Source organism: Pseudoalteromonas sp. c7(2019), from assembly GCF_011378625.1.
Classification (GTDB): Bacteria; Pseudomonadota; Gammaproteobacteria; order Enterobacterales; family Alteromonadaceae; genus Pseudoalteromonas; species Pseudoalteromonas arctica.
This window is the reverse complement of sequence record NZ_WTKS01000018.1, coordinates 56,542-82,800: the sequence shown is the minus strand read 5'-3', so window position 1 is coordinate 82,800 and position 26,259 is coordinate 56,542. Positions and strand designations below refer to the sequence as shown.

The following is a 26,259-nucleotide window of genomic DNA, read 5'->3' as shown; positions in this document are numbered from 1 at the left end:
AAACACATATGTTATCTGATAAAACCATTGAGATTGTAAAAAGCACAGTTCCGTTATTAGCGCAGGCGGGTACGGTTGTTACCGATCATTTTTATAAGCGTTTATTTAGCCATAATCCTGAGCTTAAAAATATTTTTAATATGGCGAATCAAGATACAGGTCGTCAGCAATTTGCACTTTTTAATGCATTGGCTGCGTATGCACAAAATATTGATAATTTAGCCGTATTAAAAGAAGCGCTAACACGTATTAATCATAAGCATACAAGCTTGAATATTTTACCTGAGCATTACCCTATTGTAGGTGCACACTTAATTGGTACGCTTAAAGAGCTTCTTCCTGAGCAATTTACTCCCGATGTTGAATACGCTTGGCGCGAAGCTTACGGCGTACTTGCTGATATTTGTATAACCGAAGAAGCTGCTTTGTATGAGCACAGTAAAAATAAACACGGTGGTTGGGCGGGAACTCGCCAATTTGAAATAACCAACAAACAGGCTGAATCAGAACTAGTAACGAGTTTTACACTTACGCCAGTTGATGGCGAAGCTGTTATTACACATAAACCAGGGCAGTATTTAGGTATTAAAGTTAAGCCAGAGGGCGCTGAATATGAAGAAATTCGCCAGTATTCTATTTCACAAAAAAGTAACGCTAAAAACTACCGTATTAGTGTTAAAAAAGAGCTACAGCCAAAGCCTGGCATGGTGTCTAATTATTTACACTCATTAGAGCAGGGCACTATTGTTGAGCTATACCCGCCGGCAGGAGACTTCTTTTTACGTAATAATACAAGTCCAGCGGTACTCATTTCAGCAGGTGTTGGGCAAACGCCAATGCTAGCAATGCTCGAAACGTTATTAAGCGATAACTCTAATCAAAATATTATGTATTTACATGCCTGCGAAAATACTCAGCAGCATTCGTTTTCAAAATATTTAAATGATTTAGCAACGAAAAATAACCATTTGCAAACAATGACCTGGTTTAATCAAGCGACAGAGGGCGCTGACTTTACTGGGTTAATGAACCTAAACGCAGTACAAGCACAGCTACCATTGAGTAATGGCGACTTTTACTTATGTGGTCCTGCCGGTTTTATGGCATTTATAAAAAACCAGTTACTTGAGTTAGGTGTTAAAAACGAGCAGATTCATTATGAAGTGTTTGGTCCGCATCAAGACTTGTAATAACGCTTTAAAATAGAAAAAGGCGCGCAGCGATATGCTGCGCGCCTTTTTTATTAATTTATAAACATTAATAAAGTGCCTTATAACTCTTTACAGGTAACACCTTCAAGTACTGTAGTAAGCTCTTTTTTAGGATAGTAAAGCTCGCATTGGTTATTACGTAGTTGCAAAATAAACTTCTCAGATTTTATATTATGCGCGCCCATAATTACTCTGCCATCAGACCCTTTACTCATTGCATGATCAATTAGCAGTTCGCTACGTTTAGTAAATACCGAATCGGCAAGTGTTACTAATGTGCCTCCCTTAGCTTGTTGAATTGCCTGTTGTAGTGTTGTAATAACGCTGGGATTAACGCTCGTTAATATAGCGGGTTTAGCAGGCTCACTATTTACACTTTGGCATCCGCCTAAAGCGAGCAAGGTGGCTAATGGGAGTAATAATTTAGCCATTACCTTTCCTCACCCAGCGTTGGCCAAGTTAAGTCCATATTACGCTGGGTAAATTGCTCAGGCATATTTAAAGGAATGAGAGATTCACGAGAGCTTGAAAAATTAGCTGGCTCTGCTTTTGCAGCAGCCGTTCTAACTGGACAACTGCCATTTTCAACATGAAATAATGCGGTGGCTAAAACGGCCTCGTCACTGTCGCCTAACTGATGATCAAAGTCGTCCTCAATTTCACAACCTTGAACATCAGCATCAAATTGTGGCGTAGGGGTTGGTGTAAAACCCGCAGCGTATTCGCCAAATCCTTTGCTATTTACGCCACTAAATTGAATAGTGTAATAGGTTGTTGCGCAGTTATGAGTTGGGGTAAAGCCATAGGGCTTACCGCAGGTTGTGTCGCCAATTAAAATAACTTCTGCGTCTATACCTTTTAAACCATTAATAAAAGCTTCTGATGCCGAACAGGTGCCTGATGTGCTTAATACATAAACCTTCGATAGGTTTAAATCAGGTAGGTTTTCACCTGTGCTAAAAAAAGTAGAGTAATCTATTTCTTCATCAATAAATGGGAAGGGCGAATCAACGGGTTGTTTATCGTTTTGTTGAGTTTGATAATAAAAGCGGTTGTTAACGTTGGCATTACCGGCAACCATATAAGCTAATTGTGCCGACAGTGCTAATAAACCACCACCGTTATATCTAAAGTCGATTACAAGCTCATCAATACCATCGGTTTTAAACTTATTTACCGCATCAATAAGTCCTTCTTGGGCAATGCTTATATGGCTATTAAATTGCATGTAACCCACGCTTGAACCATTTGCGGTTGTAATCGTTTTAACATTTTGAACAGGTGTTTGTTCAATATTGCCAGCGGTTACATTAAATGTTTTTTCGGCGCCATCGTTACTGCGTACAACAATAGTATGTGAGTCGCCGTTAGTAGGACTAAATAAACCTTCGTTAAGCGTATCTACACCCGACTCTGTATTGGTATTAATGCTAACACCGTCAACTGAAAGTACAGTATCACCACGTTGAAAGCCTATTTGGCTTGCAGGCGAATCATCTTCAAGATAAGCAACGCGTAAAATACGATCGGCTGTATCGCCAATAAACGCCCAATTTATACCGTAACCAGAAGTAACGCCCGATTGCGCTTCTTGAAAGTAATCTTCAGTAGGTTCTGAAAAATGAAAGTTATCTTTTTTTGCACCTGAGTCGGTAAGCTGCTCTGTTTTTAATTGAGCGAAGTAATCGGCTACTGTTGTAAAGCTTTCAGGGTCGTTATCGGCAATCTCATCATACCAAAGGTATGTTTCGTCGCTCCAAGAGCGAAGCCAAAGCTTTTCATAAAGGGCAGAACCCGCTTGATCTGGGTAGGGGTTGTTGTTATTAAAGGGATCGTTACCCGTACGAGGGGTTTCGCAAAAGTTTTTTAAATCGTTAGAGGGTTCAAATACCCCCGCTGTCCATGTTGGGCTGCTATTAACAGGTGTTGTAACTACAGGAGCTGAGTCGATACCGCCTCCGCCGCCACAACCTGTTAAAGCAAAGCCCGAAAGCACTGCAAAAATAGCAAGCGAGGTTTTATTATTTTTAAACATAGTTAAGAACTTCCTGTAAATAAGTTGTTTAAAATGTTACAGCACTCGCTCGTTTATTCAACATTTATAACTTTGATTTATGTAAATGAGTGTTAAAGCTTAGAGCTTGCTCGCACTACTTGTATCTGCAAATGCTTGCTTTTTCCACGCATTAAATAACTTTTGCTGTTTATCAGAGATTTTTAAACCGTATGTTTTTTGCATGTAAGCGTAAGTGTCGGCTATACGTTTACGTGCATAGACAGGCGGTTCAACTACACGTTGCTTAAAGTTTACTTTTACTTCGCAACGACCATATTGTGTGGCGTTTTCGCTAAGCATGCCAAAACGATAATTAGAGCGATCGGCATTAATTTCGCCAATAGCTGGCGCTAAGTTATTTATATCGGCTTCCATTTTTCTAAATTTAGCACTTACTTTACGGCAGTTTTTACGTCCGCCATCTTGCCAACATTGTAGCTGATGACCAAATTCCCACGCCGGAACAATGTGTTCCCATTCAATACGTAGTGCTCGTACATTTACTTTGCCTGAGCGGGTAAGTGTATTTCGAGGAATGTAACCACAGTTAGAAGGATCAGGAATGAGTTTTTTGCCTTCTTTTTTAATATCACAACCGCAGTAAATACTTTTGGCGTTGTCAGGGAGGGTTTTAATTAAATGTCTTTTAGCCGTTGAAAAATGGGTAAATTGTTCGGCTGATACCGAAACGCACACACAACAAGCCAGTAAGGCCAGAATAAATCGAGTCATATCCATCACAAATGTGAACTACAGGAACAGGCAGTTTAAAGCCTTGAAGATAAAAGATAAAGTTAACTTAAGGCCTGCACTTATATTACTAAGAAGTGTCCGATTAATTTTTTATTCAAAGTTATTTTCACTATTCATTTATTTCTTACTATTTATCGTATTTTAACCACACAAGATTATACGTTAAGGAGTATGCTTAAAGCTTACTCAATATGGGGATTTGGATTGCAAATGAAATTTGTTGATTATTATGCAGTGCTCGGAATATCGCCTGATGCAGACGATAAAGCGGTTAAAGTAGCTTATAAAAAATTAGCCAGAAAATATCACCCAGATGTAAGCAAAGAGCCTCAAGCAGAAGATAAGTTTAAAGAAATAGCAGAAGCTTACGAAGTCATTCATAACAAAGAAGAACGCACTAAATACGACGAGTTACGTCGTCATCAACAAAATCGTGCTCGTCAACAGCAAGGTAATTATGGTGGTAACAATGCCTCATCGCAAAGTAATTATCAGCAAAGCGATCCTCAAACCGATCAAGAGTTTTCTGATTTTGTTAATTCAATGTTTGGCGGCGCCGGTGGATTCAATCGTTCCGGGCAGAGCAGAAGTAACGCCGCTCGCGCGCAAAAAGGACAAGATGTGGAAATAGAGTTCCCGATTTTTCTTGAAGAGACTTTAGTTGATACCGTTAAGCCTGTTGAGTTTATGTTACCGCAGCGAGATAGTAGTGGTCGTGTCTCTGAAATTAAAAAATCACTTAAAGTGAAAATTCCCGCAGGTTCAGTAAATGGCGAACGAATTCGACTAAAAGGGCAAGGCGGATTAGGGTCAGCGAACGGGCAAAATGGCGACTTGTACTTACAAATTAGTTTAGTGCCCCACCCATTATTTGATGTTGAAGGTCATAACCTAAATATAGTCGTCCCTCTTGCACCATGGGAAGCGGCTCTTGGTACAAAAATAAATTTACCTACGTTGGCAGGCAAAATCCAATTAACTATTCCATCTAATAGTCAGTCTGGTCAACGCTTGCGTATTAAAGGTAAGGGATTAATGAGTAAAAAAGCCAAAGGTGATTTATTTGCTGTGCTTAAAATTGTTAATCCAACATCTGTTGATGATACCAGTAAAAAACTTTGGGAAGAATTAGCCGAAAAAGCTCACTTTGATCCCCGTAATAACTGGAGCAAGCCATAATGCAAATTATCGTGACACAAAAAGATGATTTACTTACTAGCAAAGAGCTATGTTTGAGTAGTGATATTAGCGAAGCAATTTTATATGAGCTAGTTGAGCACAATATTGCGGTTCCAATTGAGGGGAAGCATGTTACGCAGTGGCAATTTACGGTATCTGCAGTGACCTTAGTTAAAAAAGCGGCCCGTATTCAACATGACTTTTCGTTAGATTGGTCGGCAATAGCTTTAGTTTTACAATTGCTGGATGAGCGTGATGAGTTGATTTTCGAAAACGAAATGTTAAAGCGACATTTGAGTCGATTTAAACACTTGGAATAAAATCTGCCCTTGGGTACTTCCTAGGGCTTATTTACTCTTTGGTGAGAGTGCGCTAGTTCTTAAAAACCAATATGACTACTTTGATTTATTCTTACTTTTAATTCGGATAAATCGTTTTAGTCGTATGTTTTGCATAAGTAGTAATATTCCACTTAGGCAAAAAAGTACGCTGGTTGCTGCAAAACTAATAAGCAGCGGATTATTAAAATCCTCTCGCTCATCGTAATCCATAATATGTAACATCCAAAAAAAGTCGAAAATTCGCCATAGTGTGCTGCGAACGGTGACAACTCTGCCGTTATTTTCTGACAAGTACAGTGTTGTGTTAAATGTGTCGTCAAATTGTACCTGCCAAACATTGGTTTTATATCCAACTTCTCGCATACCTTGCTTTAGCAGTACAGCGCTTGTCACTTGAGCATCAATAAGTAAGTGTGCTTTAGCATTTGCGGTAATTTGTATTTTAGTTGGCGGCTCAAAAGGCCGGCCTGTTATACCGTTAAAGCTTTGCTGTTCATCTTTATTTATTACTGTAATTATAGGTGTGGTTAAAAAGTTCTCAAAAATTATTTGTGTTGGATTAACCACCTGAGATGCAATATCGTCAAGGGAGGCAACATAATCAGCCTGCGTAAATGGGTTATTAAGAGTACGTGTTGCAAGATGCTCCCCATGAACTTTATCAAGAGGGATAGCGCTCATGACTAAACCACCTAATAGCCAAGCTAAAATTTGTAATGCGAGCAAATAACCGAGCCATTTATGTAACTTGCGAGCATACTTAAATATTTTTTTATTCATGTTTTAGTCTTATTATTTTTAGAGGCTAGTTTATTACATTAATGGGATTAGTTACTGCGACATTTTGTCGCAGTTTAAACTATAGCTTACTGTAATCATTTAAAAATAAAAAAGATTACACTTAAATTGCTAACATGACTTATTTGTTTAATTGAGCTGAGTGTTTGATATCCAGCTAGCTTTAAACGCTAAAAAATACTTAAAAGCTGCGAAATATCTATATAAAGTTGTTAATAGAGCATAGTTGATTTGGTATAACGGTAAAACTGCGTTAAAGTTTGCAATGAAATTATTAGAGGATAAATACGAAACGATGTCGGAAATTCAATTTTTAAATGTAGATCTTGAGCTTGAATCAAAGCAAGATATTAGTTTGCTAGTGGCAGACTTGAAAAAAGTCGCGACGATTTTACATTATGACAAAGACGAATACCGTCAATTAGCGCGTATTGAAGCAACAGGTGTAGTAAACACGCCTGACAAAGCAATAAACCATATATGTGAGCTTATTGAATCGTGTTCGCGTAACGCGCTAAAACAATGGTTAAGCTGTTCACGTAGAACGTTTGATATTGGTTTTGAATCAGGCACTTCACCTAAGTGCTTTAATCAAGCCTTAGATGCAGATACATTACTACGTATATCTGCGATTGGTGCGGGTATGGAAATTACAATTTACCCAATCGAAAAGTAACTATCTTCGCTCTACGACTGCTGCGGTCATTTTTGATACGCAGCACAGCTCATTGCGGCTATTTGTAATTTTTATTTCCCACACTGAACTACGTTTGCCAATATGAAACGCTCTTGCCGTTGCTGTTAAAGTGCCGTTGCGAGATGCTTTTAAATGACTTGCGCTAATTTCCTGCCCCACGCAGTAAAATTTTGTAAAATCGACAACAAAGTTAGCTGCATAGCTGGCAACTGTTTCGGCAAGTACAACGTTAGCACCGCCGTGAACCATTCCCATTGGATTATGATGCTCAGGAATTGCCGGCATAGTGGCTACTAAGTAATCATCACCAATTTCAGTGACTTCTATTCCCATGGTTTTCATTAATGTTCCTTGGCCATCAATGCCTTGTTCTAACTGCTTGCACAGCTCTAAAGTGATGGGCTGGTACCAAATACTCATAATGACTCCTTTGCTTTTTTAATCATTTATAAATCTAGCTTTAGTTATATCCCTAAAATGTACACAAGTGAAATTACTTTGGCTATTTTAAGGCTTAATTTAAATTTGCGATTTTTATTTAACTGTATATACTTACAGTTAAATGTACTGTATGGAAAACCAGTTGTATGCGACCATTAACGAACCGCCAAGCTCAAATACTCGAACTAATTAAAGTTTTTATTAAAGACACTGGTATGCCTCCTACACGTGCTGAAATAGCGCAAACATTAGGTTTTAAAAGTGCCAATGCTGCTGAAGAACATTTAAAAGCACTTGCTAAAAAAGGCGCAATTAAAATGAAACCAGGTGCAAGCCGTGGTATTCAGTTAATTGAAGAAGAAGAGCCAGAACAATTAGGTTTACCGCTTATAGGGCGTGTTGCTGCTGGTTCACCTATTTTGGCGCAAGAGCACGTTGAAAGTCACTGCAAAATCGATCCATTAATGTTTAAACCGGCTGCAGATTTTTTACTACGCGTTAACGGTATGAGCATGAAAGATATTGGTATTATGGATGGTGATTTACTTGCTGTACATCGTACTCAAACCGCTGAAAACGGGCAAGTTATTGTTGCCCGCCTAGATGAAGACGTAACTGTAAAACGTCTTGAGAAAGCGGGTCGTAAAGTATTACTTCATGCTGAAAACGACGATTTTGAATCTATTGAAGTAGATCTTGAGAATGAGTCTTTTAATATTGAAGGCTTAGCCGTTGGCGTTATAAGAAACGCTGATTGGATGTGACTTTAAAAATAGCTTTTAAACAAGCAGTTTTATAAATGCGTACTAATTAGTACGCATTTTTTGTTTTAAATTCGCACTAAAAATAGGGCATAAATAGCTCACTGACAATTTAAGCTGTAAACTTTTTTGCACTTATATTTTCCCCCTCCGAATACGTTAAACCCCTTTGTTTTGCTCATCTTTTGAACTTACTGTTACCTAGTTGGTTACTGATTTTTTATTAATTACTCAATATCACCTGATTGTTTTTTATACTAAAACTTGCTTGTTGTTCATTTTTTAGCTAATTATTAATGTGCTGAGCTAATAATAACTCACAGCTTTTTAGTTTTGAGAACACACAATATACACAAACCCGTTGTTGGCGCAGCAAAACCAATCAATATTAAATGAGATTGACTAAAAAAATAAAAATAACGAATTGGCGTTTAAGCCGTATGCCTCTTCGCTTTGCATTCGCAATAGCATCAAAGGAGCCGTCACATGGGTAAACTGACCTCTACCTTGTGGCTTATATTATGTGTTTTTTCGCACCCAGTTTTGGCTAACAGCCAATACAATATGCGCAAAGGCGTAACCGATATAAGCAATAATGTATATCAGCTGCACATGACCATATTTATAATATGTTGTGTGATTGGGGTGATAGTGTTCGCAATTATGTTTTGGGCACTTATTCATCACCGTAAATCTAAAGGGGCTGTACCTGCCCAATTTCACGAAAGCACTAAAGTAGAAATACTTTGGACTGCAATCCCGTTTGTTATTTTAATTGCTATGGCAGTACCAGCCACTAAAACCCTAATTGCAATGGAAGATGCCAGCAAAGCTGATCTCACTATTAAAATTACAGGCTCGCAATGGAAATGGCATTATGAATATATGGGTGAAGATGTAGAGTTCTACTCTATTTTATCTACCCCGCAAGATGAAATAGCGAATCTTGCAGATAAAAATCCTAACTACTTACTTGAGGTTGATAAACCTCTCGTACTGCCAATAAATCAAAAAGTACGATTTTTAATGACTTCTGACGATGTTATTCACTCTTGGTGGGTACCTGATTTTGCAGTTAAAAAAGATGCGAATCCCGGCTTTATAAACGAAACATGGACGAACATAAACGAAGAAGGTACTTACCGAGGCCAATGTGCTGAGTTGTGTGGTAAAGATCATGGCTTTATGCCCGTTGTGGTGGTCGCTAAATCTGAGGCTGATTTTAAAACGTGGCTTGCAGATGCAAAGCAAGCTAAACAAAAAGCAGCATTAGCAGATGCCGCATTACTTGATAAAACCCTCCCAAAAGAAGAATTAATGACTTTAGGCGAACAAGTATATATGGCCAATTGTGCTGCATGTCATCAGCCTACTGGCATGGGGTTACCGGGTGTATTTCCTGCACTTAAAGGCAGCCCTATAGTGCTTGGCGATATAAAAGATCACATTGATGTAGTTATCCATGGGCGACCCGGTACGGCAATGCAAGCATTTGCCAAACAGTTATCTATAAAGCAATTAGCAGCGGTTATTACTTATAAACGTAATGTGTGGGGTAATGATACGGGTGATGTTATTCAACCGAGTCAAATACAGGCTGCACTTGATGCCAAAGTGGAGGCGAACTAATGAGTAGCATAGTAGAACAACCTAACGCCAATGAAGCTCATCATGCTCATCACCCAGCTAAAGGTTTTAAACGCTGGCTTTACACAACTAATCATAAAGATATAGGTAGTTTATATTTAATTTTTTCGCTGACCATGTTCTTAATTGGTGGTGGAATGGCCATGGTGATCAGAGCTGAATTATTTCAACCAGGTTTACAGTTGGTCGATCCTCACTTTTTTAATCAAATGACCACAGTGCATGGTTTAATTATGGTGTTTGGTGCGGTTATGCCGGCCTTTACAGGCCTTGCTAACTGGATGATACCACTCATGATTGGCGCGCCAGATATGGCATTGCCAAGAATGAATAACTGGAGCTTTTGGATTTTACCGTTTGCGTTTTTAATCCTATTGGCATCGTTATTTATGCCTGGTGGGGGTCCTGCATTTGGCTGGACTTTTTATGCACCACTGTCTACAACATACAGTAATGACAATACTGCATTGTTTGTATTTGCCGTACATATTATGGGGATTAGCTCAATAATGGGCGCAATCAATGTGATTGTAACTATAGTGAACTTACGTGCCCCAGGCATGACATGGATGAAGTTGCCCTTATTTGTATGGACGTGGTTAATTACTGCCTTTTTATTAATAGCGGTAATGCCAGTGCTTGCAGGAGCTGTCACTATGGTACTTACCGATAAGTATTTTGCGACCAGCTTTTTTGATGCCGCAGGCGGTGGCGACCCGGTGATGTTCCAACACATTTTTTGGTTTTTTGGTCATCCCGAAGTATACATAATGATTCTTCCTGCCTTTGGCATTATATCTACAATAGTACCTACCTTTTCTCGTAAAAAACTTTTTGGCTATGCCTCAATGGTATACGCCACATCCTCCATAGCACTATTGAGCTTTATTGTATGGGCTCATCATATGTTTACCACTGGGATGCCGGTCGCTGGCGAGTTGTTTTTTATGTACGCGACCATGCTTATATCGGTACCTACAGGAGTAAAAGTATTTAATTGGGTTGCCACAATGTGGAAAGGCTCAATAACTTTTGAAGTGCCAATGCTTTTTAGTATTGCGTTTATTGTGCTGTTTACCTTAGGTGGCTTTTCGGGGTTGATGCTGGCAATTACACCTGCTGACTTTCAGTACCACGATACTTATTTTGTAGTGGCGCATTTTCATTATGTATTAGTAACAGGGGCTGTATTTTCGATAATGGCGGGGGCCTATTACTGGCTGCCCAAGTGGACGGGCAATATGTTTAATATCACGCTAGCTAAATGGCATTTTTGGCTATCGCTGGTGAGTGTGAACGTATTGTTTTTTCCTATGCATTTTGTAGGGCTTGCCGGTATGCCGCGTCGAATTCCCGATTATGCACTTCAATTTGCCGACTTTAACGCAATCATAAGTATTGGTGGATTTGCCTTTGGTTTATCGCAATTGTTGTTTGTAGCTGTGGTAATTAAATGCGCGCGTGGCGGTGATAAAGTGCCTGCAAAAGTATGGGAAGGGGCAGAAGGGCTTGAGTGGGAAGTTGACTCTCCAGCGCCATATCATACTTTTTCTACGCCGCCGGTAATTAAGTAATGACACACGCACCGCTACTCAAACGTTTGGTACTTATTTGCATAGGCATGTTTGCCTTTGCCTTTGCTTTAGTACCTTTGTATGACGTGTTTTGTGATGTAACAGGGCTTAATGGAAAACCTTCGCTTGAGCAGGCAGAGCAAAGTACACAAATAGTACAAAACCGAGAAGTCGGCGTTAGCTTTACTACTCACGCACAAAGTGGTGCACCGTTTGAAGTTAAATCAAAAGAATACAGTGTAGTGGTAAAACCCGGTGCAATGCGTGAAGTAATGTTTAGTGCTAAAAATAACAGCAACCTAGATAAAGTAATGCAGGCTGTACCATCAGTCTCACCAGGTAAAGCGGCAAAGTATTTACACAAAATAGCCTGTTTTTGCTTTGATCAGCAACCTCTAAAAGCAGGGGAAGAACTTGAATTTAAATTACTTTTTTATGTTGATACCGTACTGCCGAGCGATATTGAAGAATTAACTTTATCTTATACCGTATTTGATATTAGTGAACAGCTGGTGGCAAGTAACAACTAGCTTTTTAAACTAGTGTGAAACTAGGAGTAAATAAAATGAATCAAGAATATGAGCATTATTACGTACCTGAGCAAAGCCCATGGCCTATTGTAGGTGCTGTTGCATTGTTTTTTATTGCAGTAGGGGCAGGCTTGACTGTTATGAGTGTAGGTAAAGAAGGTGGTAGCGGGGTTTATCTGCTTTATGCCGGTATTGCTGTACTTGTGTATATGTTGTTTAGCTGGTTTAAAAATGTAATTAATGAATCGGACCAAGGTTTGTACTCAGCACAAATGGATCGCTCTTTTAGACAAGGTATGAGCTGGTTTATTTTTTCTGAAGTTATGTTTTTTATGGCCTTTTTTGGTGCGCTTTTTTATGCACGCGTATTGTCGGTACCTTGGCTTGGAGGCGCAGGCAATAATGCAATGACTAACGAGGTTTTATGGCCAACTTTCGAAGCTGTTTGGCCGCTAGTTTCAACACCTGCTGGCGAAACTACTCAAGCTATGGGCTGGCAAGGCTTACCGCTTATAAATACCTTAATACTGCTTACTTCCTCAGTTACTTTACATTTTGCCCACGTAGCGATGGAAAACAATAAACGCACTCCACTTAAAGTTTTTTTAGGCGCTACTATTTTATTGGGCGTTTGCTTTTTAGGGCTGCAAGTTGAGGAGTACATGCATGCATATAATGACCTTAACCTAACGCTAGATGCGGGTATTTACGGTAATACGTTTTTTTTATTGACTGGTTTTCATGGCATGCATGTAACGCTAGGAACGGTACTTTTATTTGTAATATTTTTACGGATATTAAAAGGGCACTTTACTAAAGATAAGCATTTTGCTTTTCAAGCAGCTGCTTGGTATTGGCACTTTGTTGATGTGGTGTGGCTGTGTTTGTTTGTATTTGTATATGTGCTGTAGCGTTTATTGGCGAATTATTTGCTTTAATAAAACCAAGTTTAAGCGCTGCAATAACAACAACTAAAACAACGACCGAAAACAATACGCGACGACCTAAAAAGTGAGACATAGGTCGTCCCCCTGTTTTCCCTGACACCATAATAAACAATGCTCTAAATAAGTTAAAAAGTATAAATATTAACAACAGTACGATAATAATTTTAATAATCACTGAGTTGACCCTTTATGCAGTTAGTTTTATGGCACAAACAAAAGCTTAGTTCACTAATCACACTTTGTATGGTTGTGGTTGTTGTACTTGTGTGTGTGCGATTAGGATTTTGGCAGTTGGAGCGAGGTGAGCAAAAACAGCAGCAACTAACCGCTATTGCTAAGCAACAGAATCGGGGTGTGATGAGTTGGTCTCAATTACTTAACCTGCCTGATAGCTGGAACAAAACAGGTGTATTGGTTGAGTTAAAAGGGCGGTTTGTACAAAGCCAATATTGGCTTTTAGATAATCAAGTTTATAACGGGCAAGTAGGGTACGATTTACTTGCTTTACTAAAGCCAGACAGCGAAGAAAAAGTGATTTTAGTTAATTTAGGATGGGTAAAAGCGCCTATATCTAGAGATACACTGCCAAAGGTTACTCTGCCTACAGGTGTTTTTATTCTTAAAGCGCAAATAAAAGAAAATAACTTAAGTAGCTTTACGCTTGAAGATAAAACTACAAATAATGACTTACCTACAAGAATCCAATCTATCGACTTGAATATGCTGAGCACTCAAAGCCAGCAATCATTAATTAATTTTATGGCTTACAGACAAGGTACTGGTGATGAGATTGCAACACCTCATTATGAGGCAGTTGTTATGAGCCCTCAAAAGCATAATGCCTACGCTGTGCAATGGTTTTTAATTGCTGTTGCATGTGCTGTTGTGGCTATTTTTGCGAGTAAAAAAAGGACACTTAATGAAAAATAATCCCCTTGTGTTGTTTGTGGGCTGCTGCGCTATCCCATTAATTTTGGCATATGGCGCATTAAAGTTTGATTGGTTGCCTACTGCAATTACTAATAATGGCGAGTTTTTAAGCCAAGAAATAAAACTTAAAAATTGGCCGCAAAATAATCCCAAGCAATGGACTATCGCTCTTAATTATTCAAACGAATGTAACACCCCATGCCGCGAACAGCTCAATGCACTTAATAATTTATATGTGGCACTTGGTAAAAACCAAGGCAAGGTTGATATGGCTGTAATGGGAAGTCCCGACAATAAAAACCTACCATGGAAAATTATTACCGAGCAACAGAGTTTAAATCCTGCAAGTTTGTATTTAATTGATCATATGGGGTTAGTGGTACTTGAATATCCCTTTAAGGTCGAGCCACAAGAAAACCGTTTAGTACAAAAAGGGTTATTAAAAGATCTAAAAAAATTACTTAACTATTCTCGTTCTAGCTAACTAAGTTGAGCTTAAGTTGGAGTATCTGATGTATAAAAATTATAAAAACTTAGTATTAATAACAGGATTACTCGCTTTGATTGTAGTTGCTTTAGGTGCGTACACCCGCTTAAGTGATGCAGGTTTAGGGTGCCCCGATTGGCCTGGTTGTTATGGCTTTTTAACGGTACCTAAGCATGAGGCTGACATAGCCTTAGCAACTCAAAGCTACCCCGATATGATGTTCGAAACCGCAAAAGCGTGGAAAGAAATGATTCATCGCTACTTTGCAGGTGCTTTAGGCTTACTTATTTTAGGTTTATTTGTGTTGGCTTTTTTAAAACGCCAATATCCAACTACGCCAGTTAAATTGCCTTTGGCTTTACTTCTACTAGTGGTGTTTCAGGCTGCCCTTGGTATGTGGACAGTAACCATGAACCTTCAGCCGCTTATTGTAATGGGCCACTTATTAGGTGGCTTTAGTATTTTGTCACTTATAACGCTTTTATATTTACGGCTAACCGCAAAACCTATTATGGGTGGCGATAGCGGCGCAAAACGCTATTTCGGTTTAAGTTTAGTAGCGCTCAGTGTATTAATTATCCAAATTGCACTTGGTGGTTGGCTGGCTGCAAATTACGCCGCTCCACATTGTAGTGGTTTGCCATTGTGTAATTACGCACAACCGTTTTCATTGAGTAGCGTATTTCAATTACCACTTGAGCACAGTAATTATGAGTTTGGTGTGTTATCGCAGCAAGCGCGTATGTCTATTCATTTATTACATCGCATTTGGGCACTCGTTACTTGCATTGTTCTGGCGTTAATTATGTGGAAAATATACAGCCAAGCGTACTCTAAAAAAATTAAAAATTGCGTTGTGAGTGTATTACTTGTTCTGCTTTGCCAAATTAGCTTAGGACTTATTTTAGTACATTGGCATATTCCGTTGGGAGTTGCACTGGCGCATAACTTGATGGCAGCCATACTGTTATTAAGCATGGTTAGGTTGTGTTATTACCTAAAATCACGCACATAAAGGGGAAATATGATGGCACTTATAATTGATAAAAAAATACTGCTACCCGTTAATACTCAATCGCTAATTTCGCGTACACATAGTTTGCTGCAAGACTACTTAGCAATTAGTAAATTTAAAGTGGTAGCTATGCTGGTGCTAACAGCTTGGGTTGGTTTAGCGCTGGCTCCCGATGTAGGGCGCGGTATGGTCGTACAGTTTATTAGCTTGTTAGGTATAGGGCTACTTTCTGCTGCTGCAGCGGTTATTAATCATGTGGTTGATAGCGAGATAGACTCAAAAATGGCGCGGACTCGTCATCGCCCTGTGGCTAAAGGGCGTTTAAGTAAAACACATGCGCTTAGTTTTGCAGCTGTTATTGGGGTTGCTGGTTTTATTATGCTGATGGTGTGGGCTAATACCTTAACCGCTATATTAACGTTATTTGCATTGGTAGGTTATGCATTTGTTTATACATCATTTTTAAAGCGTGCAACGCCGCAAAATATTGTTATAGGTGGGTTGGCTGGCGCAATGCCTCCATTATTAGGTTGGGTGTCAGAAACAAACCAAATGGCAGCAGCCCCTTGGTTACTCGTAATGATAATATTTACCTGGACCCCACCACACTTTTGGGCGCTGGCTATAGCACGAAAAAGTGATTATGAACGCGCTAAAATCCCTATGTTACCAGTAACCCATGGTATCGATTTTTGTAAAACGTGCGTCGTTGCTTACTCTGTTTTACTCGCTGTTGTTTGCGTATTACCTTATTTAATCGGTATGTCTGGATTAATCTATTTGATAGGTGCATGTGTATTAAATGCCGTGTTTATATATAAGGCGGTCAATTTAAAAATTGCTGGAAATGATGAGACTGCAATGGACTTATTTCGTTTTTCGATTATTCATTTAATGGTACTCTTTGTAATCTTATTTATAGATAAATGGCTCCCTTTATGAAGCAGTTATGGCTTGGATTAATTGTTATTTTAGTTTCGTTTTTATCAGCATGTTCAAATGAAAATAGTCCACCAGATGTAGATGCATTAGTTTACGAAAATGCAAAGCCACTGTCTGATTTTACGCTAAACGATCAGCGCGGCGAATTAGTAACTAAGCAACAATTTTTAGGACAGTGGAATTTAGTATTTTTAGGCTACACAAGCTGCCCAGATATTTGTCCATTAACACTTGCTAAGTTAAATGCTGTTTATAAAAACTTACAAGCAGATTATCCGCTACAAGTTTGGTTTTTATCGGTTGATCCAAAACGCGATACACCAGCTAAACGAAAGCAATATATAGATTACTTTAACCCAGACTTTTTAGCTGTGTCGGGAGAGCATAAACACCTTTTTCCTGTTGTTCGAGAGCTTGGTTTAATTTACGCCATTAGCGATAGTAGTGAATCAGAATATGCTGTTGATCATAGTGCCTCGGTCGCTATGGTTGATCAAAATGGAGCCGTTAGAGCTATTTTTAAACCAGAATTTAAACAAGGTAGTGTGCCATTAATTAATGCGACGACTTTAACTGAAGAGTTTAAAAAAATAGCTGATTACTATAAAAACTAGTTTTTTACTTTTTACCAATTTTAAAGGAGCTTTAGGCTCCTTTTTTTGTATTTTAACGACAGGTTAAATTTAATTAAGCATTTTATGGCAATTTTAATAACTAGGGCTAAGCTTTTGTTATGAATTGAATTGACAGGGAATGCACTTACTAAATGCTAAAACTTCCGAGCGAACTTGCTATTACGCAAGTTGAAACACTACATCAAGACTTACTACACGAACTCAATAGCAACGATGATATCTGTCTTGATATTAACGATGTGATTTCTGCTGATACTGCCTCAATTCAACTTTTATGCGCCTTACAAAAACACCTACTTACTATACAGCACAAAATAATATGGGTAGGCAGTAGCGAGGCCTTAACGCATACAATTAATAAACTTGGCTTAAGCCAATACTTAACAACCGAAAGTAAAAGTTAGGGGTATATATGAAAAGAATTTTAGCGGTTGATGATTCAGCATCGATGCGTCAAATGGTGAGCTTTACATTAAAAACGGCCGGGTTTGATGTAACCGAAGCTAAGGATGGCAGTGAAGCTCTCGCTATTGCCAAGCAACAAGACTTTGATGCCGTGATCTCAGATGTAAACATGCCAATAATGGATGGAATTACATTAATACGAGAGCTGCGTACTTTACCTAGTTATAAATTTACACCACTACTGATGCTTACTACAGAGTCGGGCTTAGAAAAAAAGATAGAGGGTAAAGCTGCTGGTGCAACAGGTTGGATTGTAAAACCATTTAATCCCGATCAGCTACTAGCGGTAATTAAAAAAGTTATTCGCTAAGGAGCGCAGTGTGAGTATAGATTTAAGTCAATTTTTTGAAGTTTTCTTTGAAGAGAGTTTTGAAGGCCTAGATACCATGGAGGCTGAGTTATTAAACTTAGTGCCAGGTGAGGAAGATTTAGAAACTATCAACACTATTTTTAGAGCTGCTCACTCAATAAAAGGAGGCAGTGGCACTTTTGGTTTTAGCTCCGTTGCTGACTTTACTCATGTACTTGAAACACTACTGGATCAAATTCGCCAAGGTGAACGAGAGCTTAGTACCGAGCATGTCAATTTATTACTCAAAGCTGTGGATTGCTTGCGCGCTTTACTTGCTGCACTTCAAGGTGAGCAAGAGCCAGATTTAACCGAGGCAGATTTGTTAAAAGTACAATTTGAACATGTACTTGGAATGAAAAACGAAACACAAGAAAATAAACCTCAAAGCTGTGAAGAGCAAACAAGTAGTAACACCTATCAAATAGACTTTAAACCCCATCATCATTTATTTAAAACAGGAAACGAGCCACTGTATATGATCAGTGAGCTTGAAGAGCTAGGTGAGTTAGAAACCACAGTATTTTACGATGAAGTTCCAGAAATCACCGATTTAAGTAGTGATGAATGCTTTTTACATTGGCGCTTTTTTTTAGATACTAGCCATGATGAAAAAGCCATAAAAGAAGTATTTGAATGGGTAGAAGACGATGCCGACATAAAAATTGAATTATGCGGAGGCTTATTTGGCAATGATGAGCAAATACAACCTAATCAAGGTGAGATATCTAAAGCTGTTGAGCTTGAAACATCCGATTTAATAAAAGTAGCTGAGCTACCTAGTAAGCCAAAGCAACCCGCTGCTAATAAAGATAAAAAACCTGCAAGTACACCAGAGTCTACCTCCATTCGAGTTGGTATTGATAAAGTTGATTCGTTAATAAATATGGTAGGTGAACTTGTTATTACACAAGCGATGCTCAATCAGCTTAGCGAACAAGAAATCACACCAGCCACAATCACTTTACTACAAGAAGGTCTAGCGCAACTTGCCCATAATACGCGTGATTTACAAGAAAATGTGATGCGCATTCGTATGCTGCCAATAAACTTTGTATTTAGTCGTTTTCCTCGATTAGTGCGAGATATAGCGCAAAAACTAAATAAGCAAGTTGAGCTAAAGTTGATTGGAGAGCAAACCGAGCTTGATAAAACAGTAATGGAAAAAATATCCGATCCTATGGTGCATTTAGTGAGGAACTCACTTGATCATGGATTAGAGACTGTTGAGCAAAGACTGGCGGCAGGTAAAGATCCCGTTGGCACAGTAACCTTAAATGCATTTCATCAGGGTGGAAACATTGTTATTGAAATAATGGATGATGGGCAGGGGTTAAATACAAAAAAAATAAAAGAAAAAGCCATCGCTAACGAATTAATCTCAGCTGATAACCATCTCAGTGACGATGAAATAAATGAGCTTATTTTTATGCCCGGCTTTTCGACAGTGGATGAGGTAAGTGACTTATCTGGTCGTGGAGTTGGGATGGATGTAGTTAAGCGAAATATTCAATCATTAAATGGCTCAGTGGAAGTAACCTCAGCGCCCGGTGTTGGTTCTACGTTTACTATTAGATTACCACTTACTCTCGCTATTTTAGATGGGCAATTAGTTAAGGTGGCTCAGCATACTTATATTATCCCGCTCATTTCTATTGTGGAATCTCTGCAAATTGATATTGCTAAAGTGAGTCGAGTGGGTAAAAACCTTGATGTATTGAGGCTTCGGGACGAATACATTCCTATTTTAAGGCTCTACGATATTTTTAATCATAAAAATGCCATTGAATCACTCGATAAAACGCTGCTTGTTGTTGTAGAAACAGATAACCAAAAGGTGGGTTTATTAGTTGATGATTTACTGTCTCAACAACAGGTTGTTATTAAAAGTTTAGAGGCTAACTATCATAAAGTTGATGGCGTATCGGGAGCCACTATCTTAGGCGATGGGCGTGTATCGCTGATTGTGGACATTAGCGGCTTAATAAAGCTCTCAGGTTTAAAAAAACCAGGTAGCCAAGAACTAACTATTGAAACGCAAGCCACTTTGGAGGCGTTATGAGCTCAGAGCAAAGCCAGTTAAGTAATCAATTAAATCTTCAGCAACAGCAAGGTGTAAAACAGTTTTTAACTTTTATTATGGCTGATGAAGAATACGGCGTTGATATTTTAACAGTACAAGAAATTCGCAGTTGGGAAGAAATTACAGTACTGCCCAATGCGCCTGAATTTGTAAAAGGCGTTATTAATTTACGTGGAACAATAGTGCCAATTATTGATTTACGGTTGCGATTTGGATTACCAAGTGTCGACTATGGGCCATTAACGGTGGTTATCGTTGTCAAAATAGAATTTGAACTAGGTAGTAAAATTATAGGTATTGCTGTTGATGCCGTTTCTGATGTTTACAGTATTGCGGAGCAAGATGCGAAAGCGGTTCCTAGTTTATCTGAATCGAATAATTGTGAATATGTAGCTGGGTTGGTGAATGTTGGTGAAAAAATGGTAGCGCTAATTGACCTGCAAAAAACAATGAATATTTAGCAAACAGAAACTAAATGAATAATAAACTTAAAGGTGGTGATGAGCATGGGATGGTTTAGTAATCCAAAGCAGTCAAAATCAAGTAATGATTTAATTGTAGACGCATTGAATAAATCATTAGCGGTGATTGAGTTTGAACCTAACGGAAAAATAATTACTGCAAATATGAATTTTCTAAACGCGATGGGCTATCGCCTTGAAGAGGTTCAAGGCCAGCATCACTCTATGTTTGTTGACCCAGATGAAGCTCAGGGCAACGATTATAAGAACTTTTGGCAACGCCTGCGTAATGGCGAGTTTATCTCAGATGAGTTTAAGCGTAATGCAAAAGGTGGAGCTGAGGTATGGATCCAAGCAACTTATAACCCAATTGTTGATGAGCAAGGGCAAGTATTAAAAGTAGTTAAGTTTGCCACCGACGTGACCGAGCAAAAGTTAATAGCAGCAGAAGCTTCAGGGCAAATTAGTGCTATAAGTAAATCTCAAGCGGTTATCGAGTTTAATTTAGATGGCACTATTATTGATGCCAATGATAACTTTTTAAATGCACTTGGTTATCAACTTAGCGAGATTAAAGGTCAGCACCATAGGCTTTTTATTGAACCCGAACATGCAAATAGTATCGAATATAAAGAGTTTTGGGCCAAACTAGGTCGCGGTGAATTTGATTCAGGGGAATATTTAAGAATAGGGAAGCAGGGTCAGGAGGTTTGGATTCAAGCATCTTATAACCCAATTTATGATATGAACGGCAAGCCGTTTAAAGTGATTAAATACGCATCTGATATTACTGAACAAAAAGAGCTTGAAAAAGCATCTCGTAAAGCAGCCGATTTAGCAAATGCGCTTAAAGTTTGCCAAGCTAATGTAATGATTGCTGATGAAGACCTTAATATAGTATTTGTGAACGATCGTGTTCAGCAAATGCTAAAAGTCCGCGAAAAAGAATTACAAACTGTATTACCAAGCTTTTCTGTTGATAATTTAATTGGCACCTGTGTTGATGATTTTCATAAGCACCCTAATCATCAGCGCGATTTATTAAAAAATCTCGATAAGCCTCATAAAGCCGAATTACTTTTAGCAGGTGTCACTTTCACCTTAATTGCTTCACCTTGGATTAGCCAAGATGGAAAGCATTTAGGCACCATTGTTGAGTGGGAAGATAGGACCAATGAGGTTGCGCTTGAAAAAGAAATAGCCGAACTTATTAGCGCTGCAGGTAATGGCGAATTAGATACAAGAGTCGCGGAAGAAGGCAAGGAAGGATTCTTTTTACGTTTGGCTCAAGGGCTAAATAGCTTAGTTAAAATAGTTGATGATGCAGTTGCTGACACGGGCAGTATGCTCGATGCGATGGCAAATGGTGATTTATCAAAACGAGTTGAAAAAGAATATAAAGGCTCATTTGATAAACTCAAACGCGATGCTAATGCTACGGCAGATAAGTTAACGGAAGTGATTAATCGCATTAATTCATCGGCAACGCTTGTAGCCAGTGGTGCAGAGGAAATCTCTCAAGGTAATGCTGATTTAAGCCAACGTACAGAAGAGCAAGCCTCGTCACTTGAAGAAACAGCGTCGAGCATGGAAGAGATGACTAGCACCGTTCGCCAAAATGCTGATAACGCAAAAGTGGCAAACGATTTAGCAGAAGAAACATGCGAAAAGGCGATTCAAGGTGGTGAGGTTGTAAATAGAGCAGTTACGAGCATGTCGGCAATTAATGAGTCGAGCAAGAAAATTGCAGATATTATTGGTGTCATTGACGAAATAGCATTTCAAACTAACTTATTAGCGCTTAATGCTGCAGTAGAGGCTGCAAGGGCTGGTGAACAAGGTCGAGGCTTTGCGGTTGTTGCAGGTGAAGTGCGTAATTTAGCACAGCGCTCTGCAGGCGCAGCGAAAGAAATTAAAGAGTTAATAAGAGATAGTGTAGGCAAAGTAGCTGATGGCTCTCAATTAGTTAATGAGTCGGGCGCTACACTTAAAGAGATTGTTGTATCGGTACAAAGAGTGACGCAAATGATTTCTGATATTACAGAGGCATCTGAAGAACAAAGTGCGGGTATTGAACAAGTTAATACCGCTATCTCACAAATGGACGAAATGACGCAACAAAATGCCGCCTTAGTAGAGCAAGCCTCTGCCGCTGGCGAGTCTATGGCTGAGCAAGCTAATGAGATGCGCCAACTACTCAACTTTTTCTCAATAGGTCAGCAAGAGATGGCGATGATTTCGCCGACTATGCGCACACCTAAATTATCTCATAAGTCGCAAAGCAGTTTTGTAAGTAATAAACCCAGAGGCGATAACTTTGTAGACTCTGCTGATGAATGGGAAGAATTTTAACAACCAATCTTCTTATACACCTCGCTGAATACATAATCACAGCGAGGTATTATTTGGCAGGCTAAATTGAGAGCGAATAATGAAAGAGTTTTTGTGTACCGACCGCGACTTTAAAGAAATTGCCAGTTTAGTTTATAGCGCATGTGGAATTGTATTAGGTGAGCATAAGCGAGAGATGGTTTATTCACGCTTAGCAAGACGTATTAGAGAGCGAAAACTAACTGACTTTAAAGCCTATTTAGAGTATTTAAATAGCCATAAAGATCAGGAGTTTGATGCCTTTATTAATGCAATAACAACTAACTTAACGTCTTTTTTTCGTGAAATACACCACTTTGAATTTATAAAATCTGAGCTTGTACCAGCTCTCTTAAAGGCAAATAAAAATAGTAAGCGAGTAAGAATCTGGTCTGCAGGTTGCTCAACAGGAGAAGAACCCTACAGTTTGGCGATGACTTTAAATAATGCATTTCCGAGCAATTGGGATGTAAAAATACTAGCAACCGATTTAGATTCTAATGTATTGGCAAAAGCACAAAAGGGTATTTACACCGCAGCGAATGTTAACGGCTTAGATGACGTGCAACTTAAGCGTTGGTTTTTAAAAAGTAAAGACGGTGAAAACTATAAAGTTAAAGATAGGCTAAAAGAGTCTATTTCATTCAAGCGTTTAAACTTATTGCAAGATTGGCCAATGAAAGGATCATTTGATCTTATTTTATGTCGTAATGTTGTTATTTACTTTGATAAAGAAACAAAAGATCAGCTTTTTAAACGTTACGCCAATATATTAAATGAACAAGGTTATTTGTTTTTAGGTCACTCAGAAAGTATGGGAAAAGAGCATACGCAATTTAAAAATTTAGGGAAAACTATGTACCAAAAGGGACAAAATGCACGCAGAGTTTAGGCCGGTATTACCTAACTTTGAACATATTAAACGATATTGGGACTCGGGCCGAGGTAGCGTTGTTGCTAAAGTGCTTCCGGGTGAGTTTTATGTTTCTAAAAATAATGAGCTGATCTCTACAGTTCTGGGTTCGTGTATTGCGGCTTGTGTTTACGATGAAGTACTAGGGATTGGGGGCATGAATCACTTTATGTTACCAATTCAAAAGGGAGTAGAACTTAAGAATGCGCATAGTTTAAGTTGTCGGTATGGCAATTGGGCTATGGAGTATCTTATAAACGAAGTTTTAAAAAATGGTGCATCTCGCCGTAACCTAAAAGTAAAACTTTTTGGTGGGGGTAAAATTATTAGTGCGATGACTGATATAGGGCTGGGTAATATTAGTTTTGCAGCGGCGTATATTAAAGAAGAGGCATTAAACCTAGTTGCCCACGATATGGGTGGACCATGGCCACGAAAAATATTTTTTCATCCGAACACCGGTAAAGTTCATATGAAAAAACTTAAAAACCTACATAATAATACGATTGAAAAACGCGAAGTCCGTTACTTACAAAACCTTAAAAAGCAAGAAGTAGTAACTGATATAGAGCTGTTTTAGGAGTATGCATGATTAAAGTATTAATAATTGACGACTCCCCCTTAATTAGGCGTTTACTCACTGAAATATTACAGCAAGCTAAAGATATTACGGTAGTGGGGAGCGCTGAGGATCCCTACGAAGCTCGCGAAATGATAAAAAAGTTAAATCCTGATGTATTAACGCTCGACGTAGAAATGCCAAAAATGGATGGCATTAGTTTTTTAAAAAACTTAATGCGATTAAGACCAATGCCAGTAGTGATGATTTCAACACTGACCCAAAAAGGCTCTCCTATTACACTCGAGGCACTCGAATTAGGGGCTGTTGATTTTATAGCTAAGCCTACTAATAACGTAAGAGAGCAATTGAGCCAATATGCATCACTTGTTCAACAAAAGGTGCGAATAGCTGCTGGAGCAAGAGTAAGAAGCTATAAAAAAACGGTCGTCACAAATGAGCCTATTAATACCCATTCTCAATTTTTACTTAATAAAGTAATTGCGATAGGTGCTTCCACGGGGGGTACTGAGGCTATCAAAGAAGTACTTATTAAAATGCCACAAAATTGCCCGCCCATTGTAATTACTCAGCATATTCCTCCTGTGTTTAGCGCCTCATTTGCTGAGCGAATGAATCGTACATGCACGATAAATGTGAAAGAGGCTGAACATGGCGATAAGCTTAGCACTGGCTGGGCTTATATAGCACCAGGTGGTTTTCATTTAAGTATTAAAAAGCGAGGTGTTAGCTTGTATTGCCAGCTTGATGATGGCGAGCCGGTCAACAGACATAAACCTGCGGTAGATGTGCTGTTTAACTCATTAGTTGAGACAGGAGCTAAAAACGTAGTTGCAGCCATACTAACAGGGATGGGGAGTGATGGCGCAAAAGGGTTACTTGCACTAAAACAAAACGGTGCGTATACCTTGGCTCAAGATGAGTACTCATCGGTGGTATGGGGTATGCCTAAGGCTGCCGCTGAGTTAAATGCAGCAGACGAGATAGTTGCGCTGGATAAAATAACCCAGCGGCTATTACATCAGGCAGTTAAGGTTTAGGCGCTTCAATTACCCAAGGCTGCGAAAACCAAAAATAATCACCAGGGTTAGAAATAGAAGGGGCCGTACAATTAAAACGAGATCGCCCTTTATTAAGCACCTTTAGTGAGGTTATTTCGACTGTATTTTTATTTACCCATTTTAAATCTGCTTGGCCTACGCTTGATACGTAACAGGCAAATTGGCTTTTATGAAAGTCACCCATTTTAAATTCAATTGTGAGCGTGGGTGGATTTTGTTGTGTAACGCTATCTTGATAAGTTAAATTGGTGATATTAAACGCGCGTGAGTTAAGCTTAGTAATAAGAGTTTCTAGTTTGCTGTAAAAGCCTGATGCAGGAAAACGCGGTAAGCGGCTAAAATTAGAGTCTTTATTTACAGCGCCGGAGTGCTGACCAATACCCACAAAACCAAGCTCTGTCACAAGTGCTTGCAGCTCGTTATTAAACTCACCATACGGGTATGCTAAGTATTTATAGTCGTGGCCTATTTCTTCTTTTATACGCTTTTGAGAGCTAATAATATCTTGCTTAATACGTGATTGCCATTGTGCATCGGTTTCGTTTTCAAGCTTAAGGTGTAAGTAATCATGTTGTCCGCTATGATTGGCTATTAATGCCCCTTTTTTAGATAATTCTTTGAGCTTATCCCACCCCATTACGTAGCTCATGCTCTCGTCTATTAATTTAGGATTTACAAAGATAGTGTACGGGTAGCCAAACTTTTCTAAAATAGGCGCGGCTTGTTCATAGTTATTGTTATAACCATCATCAAAGGTGATGGCGACAGTTTTATCAGGTAAGGTTTCACCTTGCTGAAGTGCGTTTATTAAGTCATTAAGAGGAATAACGTTAAAGTTGTGCTCTTTTAAATAGCTCAAATGTTTAGTGAATGTATTGGCGCTAACGCTCGTTACAGCGGGTAGGGTTTCACTAACATGATGATACTGTAAAATAACGGCTGCTTGAGCCCGCACAGATACACTAATGAGGATAAATAATACTAAATGAAACAATTTCTTATACATAATAAGGCACACCATAAAAGCTTGCTG

The 26,259-nt window shown here is 38.9% G+C and carries 29 protein-coding genes; 22 read left to right on the top strand and 7 right to left on the bottom strand.

Translation table 11 applies throughout. The features are described 5' to 3' along the window. Window positions 1-8: 8 nt before the first annotated feature. The gene (gene hmpA, locus GQR38_RS17550; RefSeq protein ID WP_165722802.1) at window positions 9-1,190 is read left to right on the top strand and encodes an NO-inducible flavohemoprotein; all 1,182 of its coding nucleotides are present in this window, start codon (window positions 9-11) and stop codon (window positions 1,188-1,190) included. Between the two features lie 80 nt (window positions 1,191-1,270). Here hmpA and GQR38_RS17545 read toward each other — a convergent pair whose 3' ends face one another. The 3 genes from GQR38_RS17545 to GQR38_RS17535 form a co-directional block, all read right to left on the bottom strand. Continuing rightward, window positions 1,271-1,642 (bottom strand): hypothetical protein, encoded by a 372-nt coding sequence (locus GQR38_RS17545; RefSeq protein ID WP_024591696.1) that lies wholly within the window; start codon window positions 1,640-1,642, stop codon window positions 1,271-1,273. Continuing rightward, window positions 1,642-3,246: a S41 family peptidase gene (locus tag GQR38_RS17540; protein WP_165722801.1), complete on the bottom strand. Its 1,605-nt coding sequence runs from the start codon at window positions 3,244-3,246 to the stop codon at window positions 1,642-1,644. Before GQR38_RS17540 ends, GQR38_RS17545 begins: the two co-directional genes overlap by 1 nt. Window positions 3,247-3,345: 99 nt before the next feature. Beyond that, the gene (locus GQR38_RS17535) at window positions 3,346-3,999 is read right to left on the bottom strand and encodes an endonuclease (RefSeq protein WP_165722800.1); all 654 of its coding nucleotides are present in this window, start codon (window positions 3,997-3,999) and stop codon (window positions 3,346-3,348) included. Between the two features lie 231 nt (window positions 4,000-4,230). Between GQR38_RS17535 and GQR38_RS17530 the strand changes: the two genes are divergently transcribed. Continuing rightward, entirely contained in the window at window positions 4,231-5,199 is a 969-nt protein-coding gene (locus GQR38_RS17530; RefSeq protein WP_007584935.1) for a DnaJ C-terminal domain-containing protein, read from the top strand. Then, complete coding sequence (locus tag GQR38_RS17525) at window positions 5,199-5,519, top strand: chaperone modulator CbpM (RefSeq protein WP_007584937.1); 321 nt, start codon at window positions 5,199-5,201, stop codon at window positions 5,517-5,519. The genes GQR38_RS17530 and GQR38_RS17525 overlap by 1 nt, the downstream gene beginning before the upstream one ends. A 75-nt stretch (window positions 5,520-5,594) precedes the next feature. Here the strand turns inward: GQR38_RS17525 and GQR38_RS17520 are convergent, their stop codons facing one another. Further along, entirely contained in the window at window positions 5,595-6,320 is a 726-nt protein-coding gene (locus GQR38_RS17520; protein ID WP_165722799.1) for a hypothetical protein, read from the bottom strand. 313 nt (window positions 6,321-6,633) lie between these two features. On the opposite strand from GQR38_RS17520, the gene GQR38_RS17515 reads away from it, so the two are divergent. After that, a complete protein-coding gene (locus tag GQR38_RS17515; RefSeq protein ID WP_008138697.1) occupies window positions 6,634-7,014 on the top strand; it encodes a hypothetical protein in 381 nt (126 codons plus the stop codon). Here the strand turns inward: GQR38_RS17515 and GQR38_RS17510 are convergent, their stop codons facing one another. Beyond that, window positions 7,015-7,455 carry a PaaI family thioesterase gene (locus GQR38_RS17510; RefSeq protein WP_007584940.1) on the bottom strand — a complete coding sequence of 147 codons (441 nt, stop codon included), beginning with the start codon at window positions 7,453-7,455 and terminating at the stop codon, window positions 7,015-7,017. Window positions 7,456-7,622: 167 nt separating this feature from the next. On the opposite strand from GQR38_RS17510, the gene lexA reads away from it, so the two are divergent. From lexA to GQR38_RS17485, 5 genes are all read left to right on the top strand, one after another. Next, window positions 7,623-8,240, top strand: coding sequence for a transcriptional repressor LexA (gene lexA / locus GQR38_RS17505; protein WP_024608686.1), 618 nt, complete (start codon window positions 7,623-7,625; stop codon window positions 8,238-8,240). 483 nt (window positions 8,241-8,723) lie between these two features. Beyond that, entirely contained in the window at window positions 8,724-9,866 is a 1,143-nt protein-coding gene (coxB, locus tag GQR38_RS17500; protein WP_024591690.1) for a cytochrome c oxidase subunit II, read from the top strand. Beyond that, window positions 9,866-11,458: a cytochrome c oxidase subunit I gene (ctaD, locus tag GQR38_RS17495; RefSeq protein ID WP_007584944.1), complete on the top strand. Its 1,593-nt coding sequence runs from the start codon at window positions 9,866-9,868 to the stop codon at window positions 11,456-11,458. The genes coxB and ctaD overlap by 1 nt, the downstream gene beginning before the upstream one ends. Next, on the top strand, window positions 11,458-11,988 hold the full coding sequence (locus GQR38_RS17490; protein WP_165722798.1) for a cytochrome c oxidase assembly protein: 531 nt from the start codon (window positions 11,458-11,460) through the stop codon (window positions 11,986-11,988). Before ctaD ends, GQR38_RS17490 begins: the two co-directional genes overlap by 1 nt. Before the next feature lie 35 nt (window positions 11,989-12,023). Next, window positions 12,024-12,899 (top strand): cytochrome c oxidase subunit 3, encoded by an 876-nt coding sequence (locus tag GQR38_RS17485; RefSeq protein WP_024594298.1) that lies wholly within the window; start codon window positions 12,024-12,026, stop codon window positions 12,897-12,899. Here the strand turns inward: GQR38_RS17485 and GQR38_RS20710 are convergent. Beyond that, window positions 12,802-13,110: a DUF2909 family protein gene (locus GQR38_RS20710; protein WP_076916441.1), complete on the bottom strand. Its 309-nt coding sequence runs from the start codon at window positions 13,108-13,110 to the stop codon at window positions 12,802-12,804. The two genes, GQR38_RS17485 and GQR38_RS20710, sit on opposite strands and share 98 nt — an antisense overlap. A gap of 14 nt (window positions 13,111-13,124) precedes the next feature. Between GQR38_RS20710 and GQR38_RS17475 the strand changes: the two genes are divergently transcribed. The 13 genes from GQR38_RS17475 (at window position 13,125) to GQR38_RS17415 (ending at window position 25,205) form a co-directional block, all read left to right on the top strand. Beyond that, window positions 13,125-13,865 carry an SURF1 family protein gene (locus GQR38_RS17475; protein WP_101216095.1) on the top strand — a complete coding sequence of 247 codons (741 nt, stop codon included), beginning with the start codon at window positions 13,125-13,127 and terminating at the stop codon, window positions 13,863-13,865. Further along, window positions 13,855-14,349, top strand: a complete 495-nt coding sequence (locus GQR38_RS17470) for a transmembrane cytochrome oxidase associated protein (RefSeq protein WP_101216094.1) — start codon at window positions 13,855-13,857, stop codon at window positions 14,347-14,349. The genes GQR38_RS17475 and GQR38_RS17470 overlap by 11 nt, the downstream gene beginning before the upstream one ends. A 28-nt stretch (window positions 14,350-14,377) precedes the next feature. Next, a complete protein-coding gene (locus GQR38_RS17465) occupies window positions 14,378-15,367 on the top strand; it encodes a COX15/CtaA family protein (RefSeq protein ID WP_007584952.1) in 990 nt (329 codons plus the stop codon). Between the two features lie 12 nt (window positions 15,368-15,379). Then, a complete protein-coding gene (gene cyoE / locus GQR38_RS17460; RefSeq protein ID WP_002959598.1) occupies window positions 15,380-16,309 on the top strand; it encodes a heme o synthase in 930 nt (309 codons plus the stop codon). Further along, window positions 16,306-16,923, top strand: coding sequence for an SCO family protein (locus tag GQR38_RS17455; protein WP_101163186.1), 618 nt, complete (start codon window positions 16,306-16,308; stop codon window positions 16,921-16,923). The genes cyoE and GQR38_RS17455 overlap by 4 nt, the downstream gene beginning before the upstream one ends. A gap of 152 nt (window positions 16,924-17,075) precedes the next feature. Then, on the top strand, window positions 17,076-17,348 hold the full coding sequence (locus GQR38_RS17450) for an STAS domain-containing protein (protein WP_002959595.1): 273 nt from the start codon (window positions 17,076-17,078) through the stop codon (window positions 17,346-17,348). 8 nt (window positions 17,349-17,356) lie between these two features. Beyond that, window positions 17,357-17,719: a response regulator gene (locus GQR38_RS17445; RefSeq protein WP_007584956.1), complete on the top strand. Its 363-nt coding sequence runs from the start codon at window positions 17,357-17,359 to the stop codon at window positions 17,717-17,719. 10 nt (window positions 17,720-17,729) lie between these two features. Beyond that, window positions 17,730-19,820 carry a chemotaxis protein CheA gene (locus tag GQR38_RS17440; protein ID WP_007584958.1) on the top strand — a complete coding sequence of 697 codons (2,091 nt, stop codon included), beginning with the start codon at window positions 17,730-17,732 and terminating at the stop codon, window positions 19,818-19,820. Continuing rightward, window positions 19,817-20,302 (top strand): chemotaxis protein CheW, encoded by a 486-nt coding sequence (locus GQR38_RS17435; protein ID WP_165722797.1) that lies wholly within the window; start codon window positions 19,817-19,819, stop codon window positions 20,300-20,302. Before GQR38_RS17440 ends, GQR38_RS17435 begins: the two co-directional genes overlap by 4 nt. Window positions 20,303-20,347: 45 nt before the next feature. Next, on the top strand, window positions 20,348-22,654 hold the full coding sequence (locus GQR38_RS17430; RefSeq protein ID WP_010554953.1) for a methyl-accepting chemotaxis protein: 2,307 nt from the start codon (window positions 20,348-20,350) through the stop codon (window positions 22,652-22,654). 79 nt (window positions 22,655-22,733) lie between these two features. Next, window positions 22,734-23,564, top strand: coding sequence for a protein-glutamate O-methyltransferase CheR (locus GQR38_RS17425; RefSeq protein ID WP_024591684.1), 831 nt, complete (start codon window positions 22,734-22,736; stop codon window positions 23,562-23,564). Further along, window positions 23,548-24,165, top strand: coding sequence for a chemoreceptor glutamine deamidase CheD (gene cheD, locus GQR38_RS17420; protein WP_007584962.1), 618 nt, complete (start codon window positions 23,548-23,550; stop codon window positions 24,163-24,165). Before GQR38_RS17425 ends, cheD begins: the two co-directional genes overlap by 17 nt. 8 nt (window positions 24,166-24,173) lie before the next feature. Further along, on the top strand, window positions 24,174-25,205 hold the full coding sequence (locus GQR38_RS17415) for a chemotaxis response regulator protein-glutamate methylesterase (protein ID WP_007584963.1): 1,032 nt from the start codon (window positions 24,174-24,176) through the stop codon (window positions 25,203-25,205). Here the strand turns inward: GQR38_RS17415 and GQR38_RS17410 are convergent. After that, window positions 25,195-26,232, bottom strand: a complete 1,038-nt coding sequence (locus GQR38_RS17410) for a polysaccharide deacetylase family protein (protein ID WP_165722796.1) — start codon at window positions 26,230-26,232, stop codon at window positions 25,195-25,197. The two genes, GQR38_RS17415 and GQR38_RS17410, sit on opposite strands and share 11 nt — an antisense overlap. Between the last annotated feature and the right edge of the window lie 27 nt (window positions 26,233-26,259).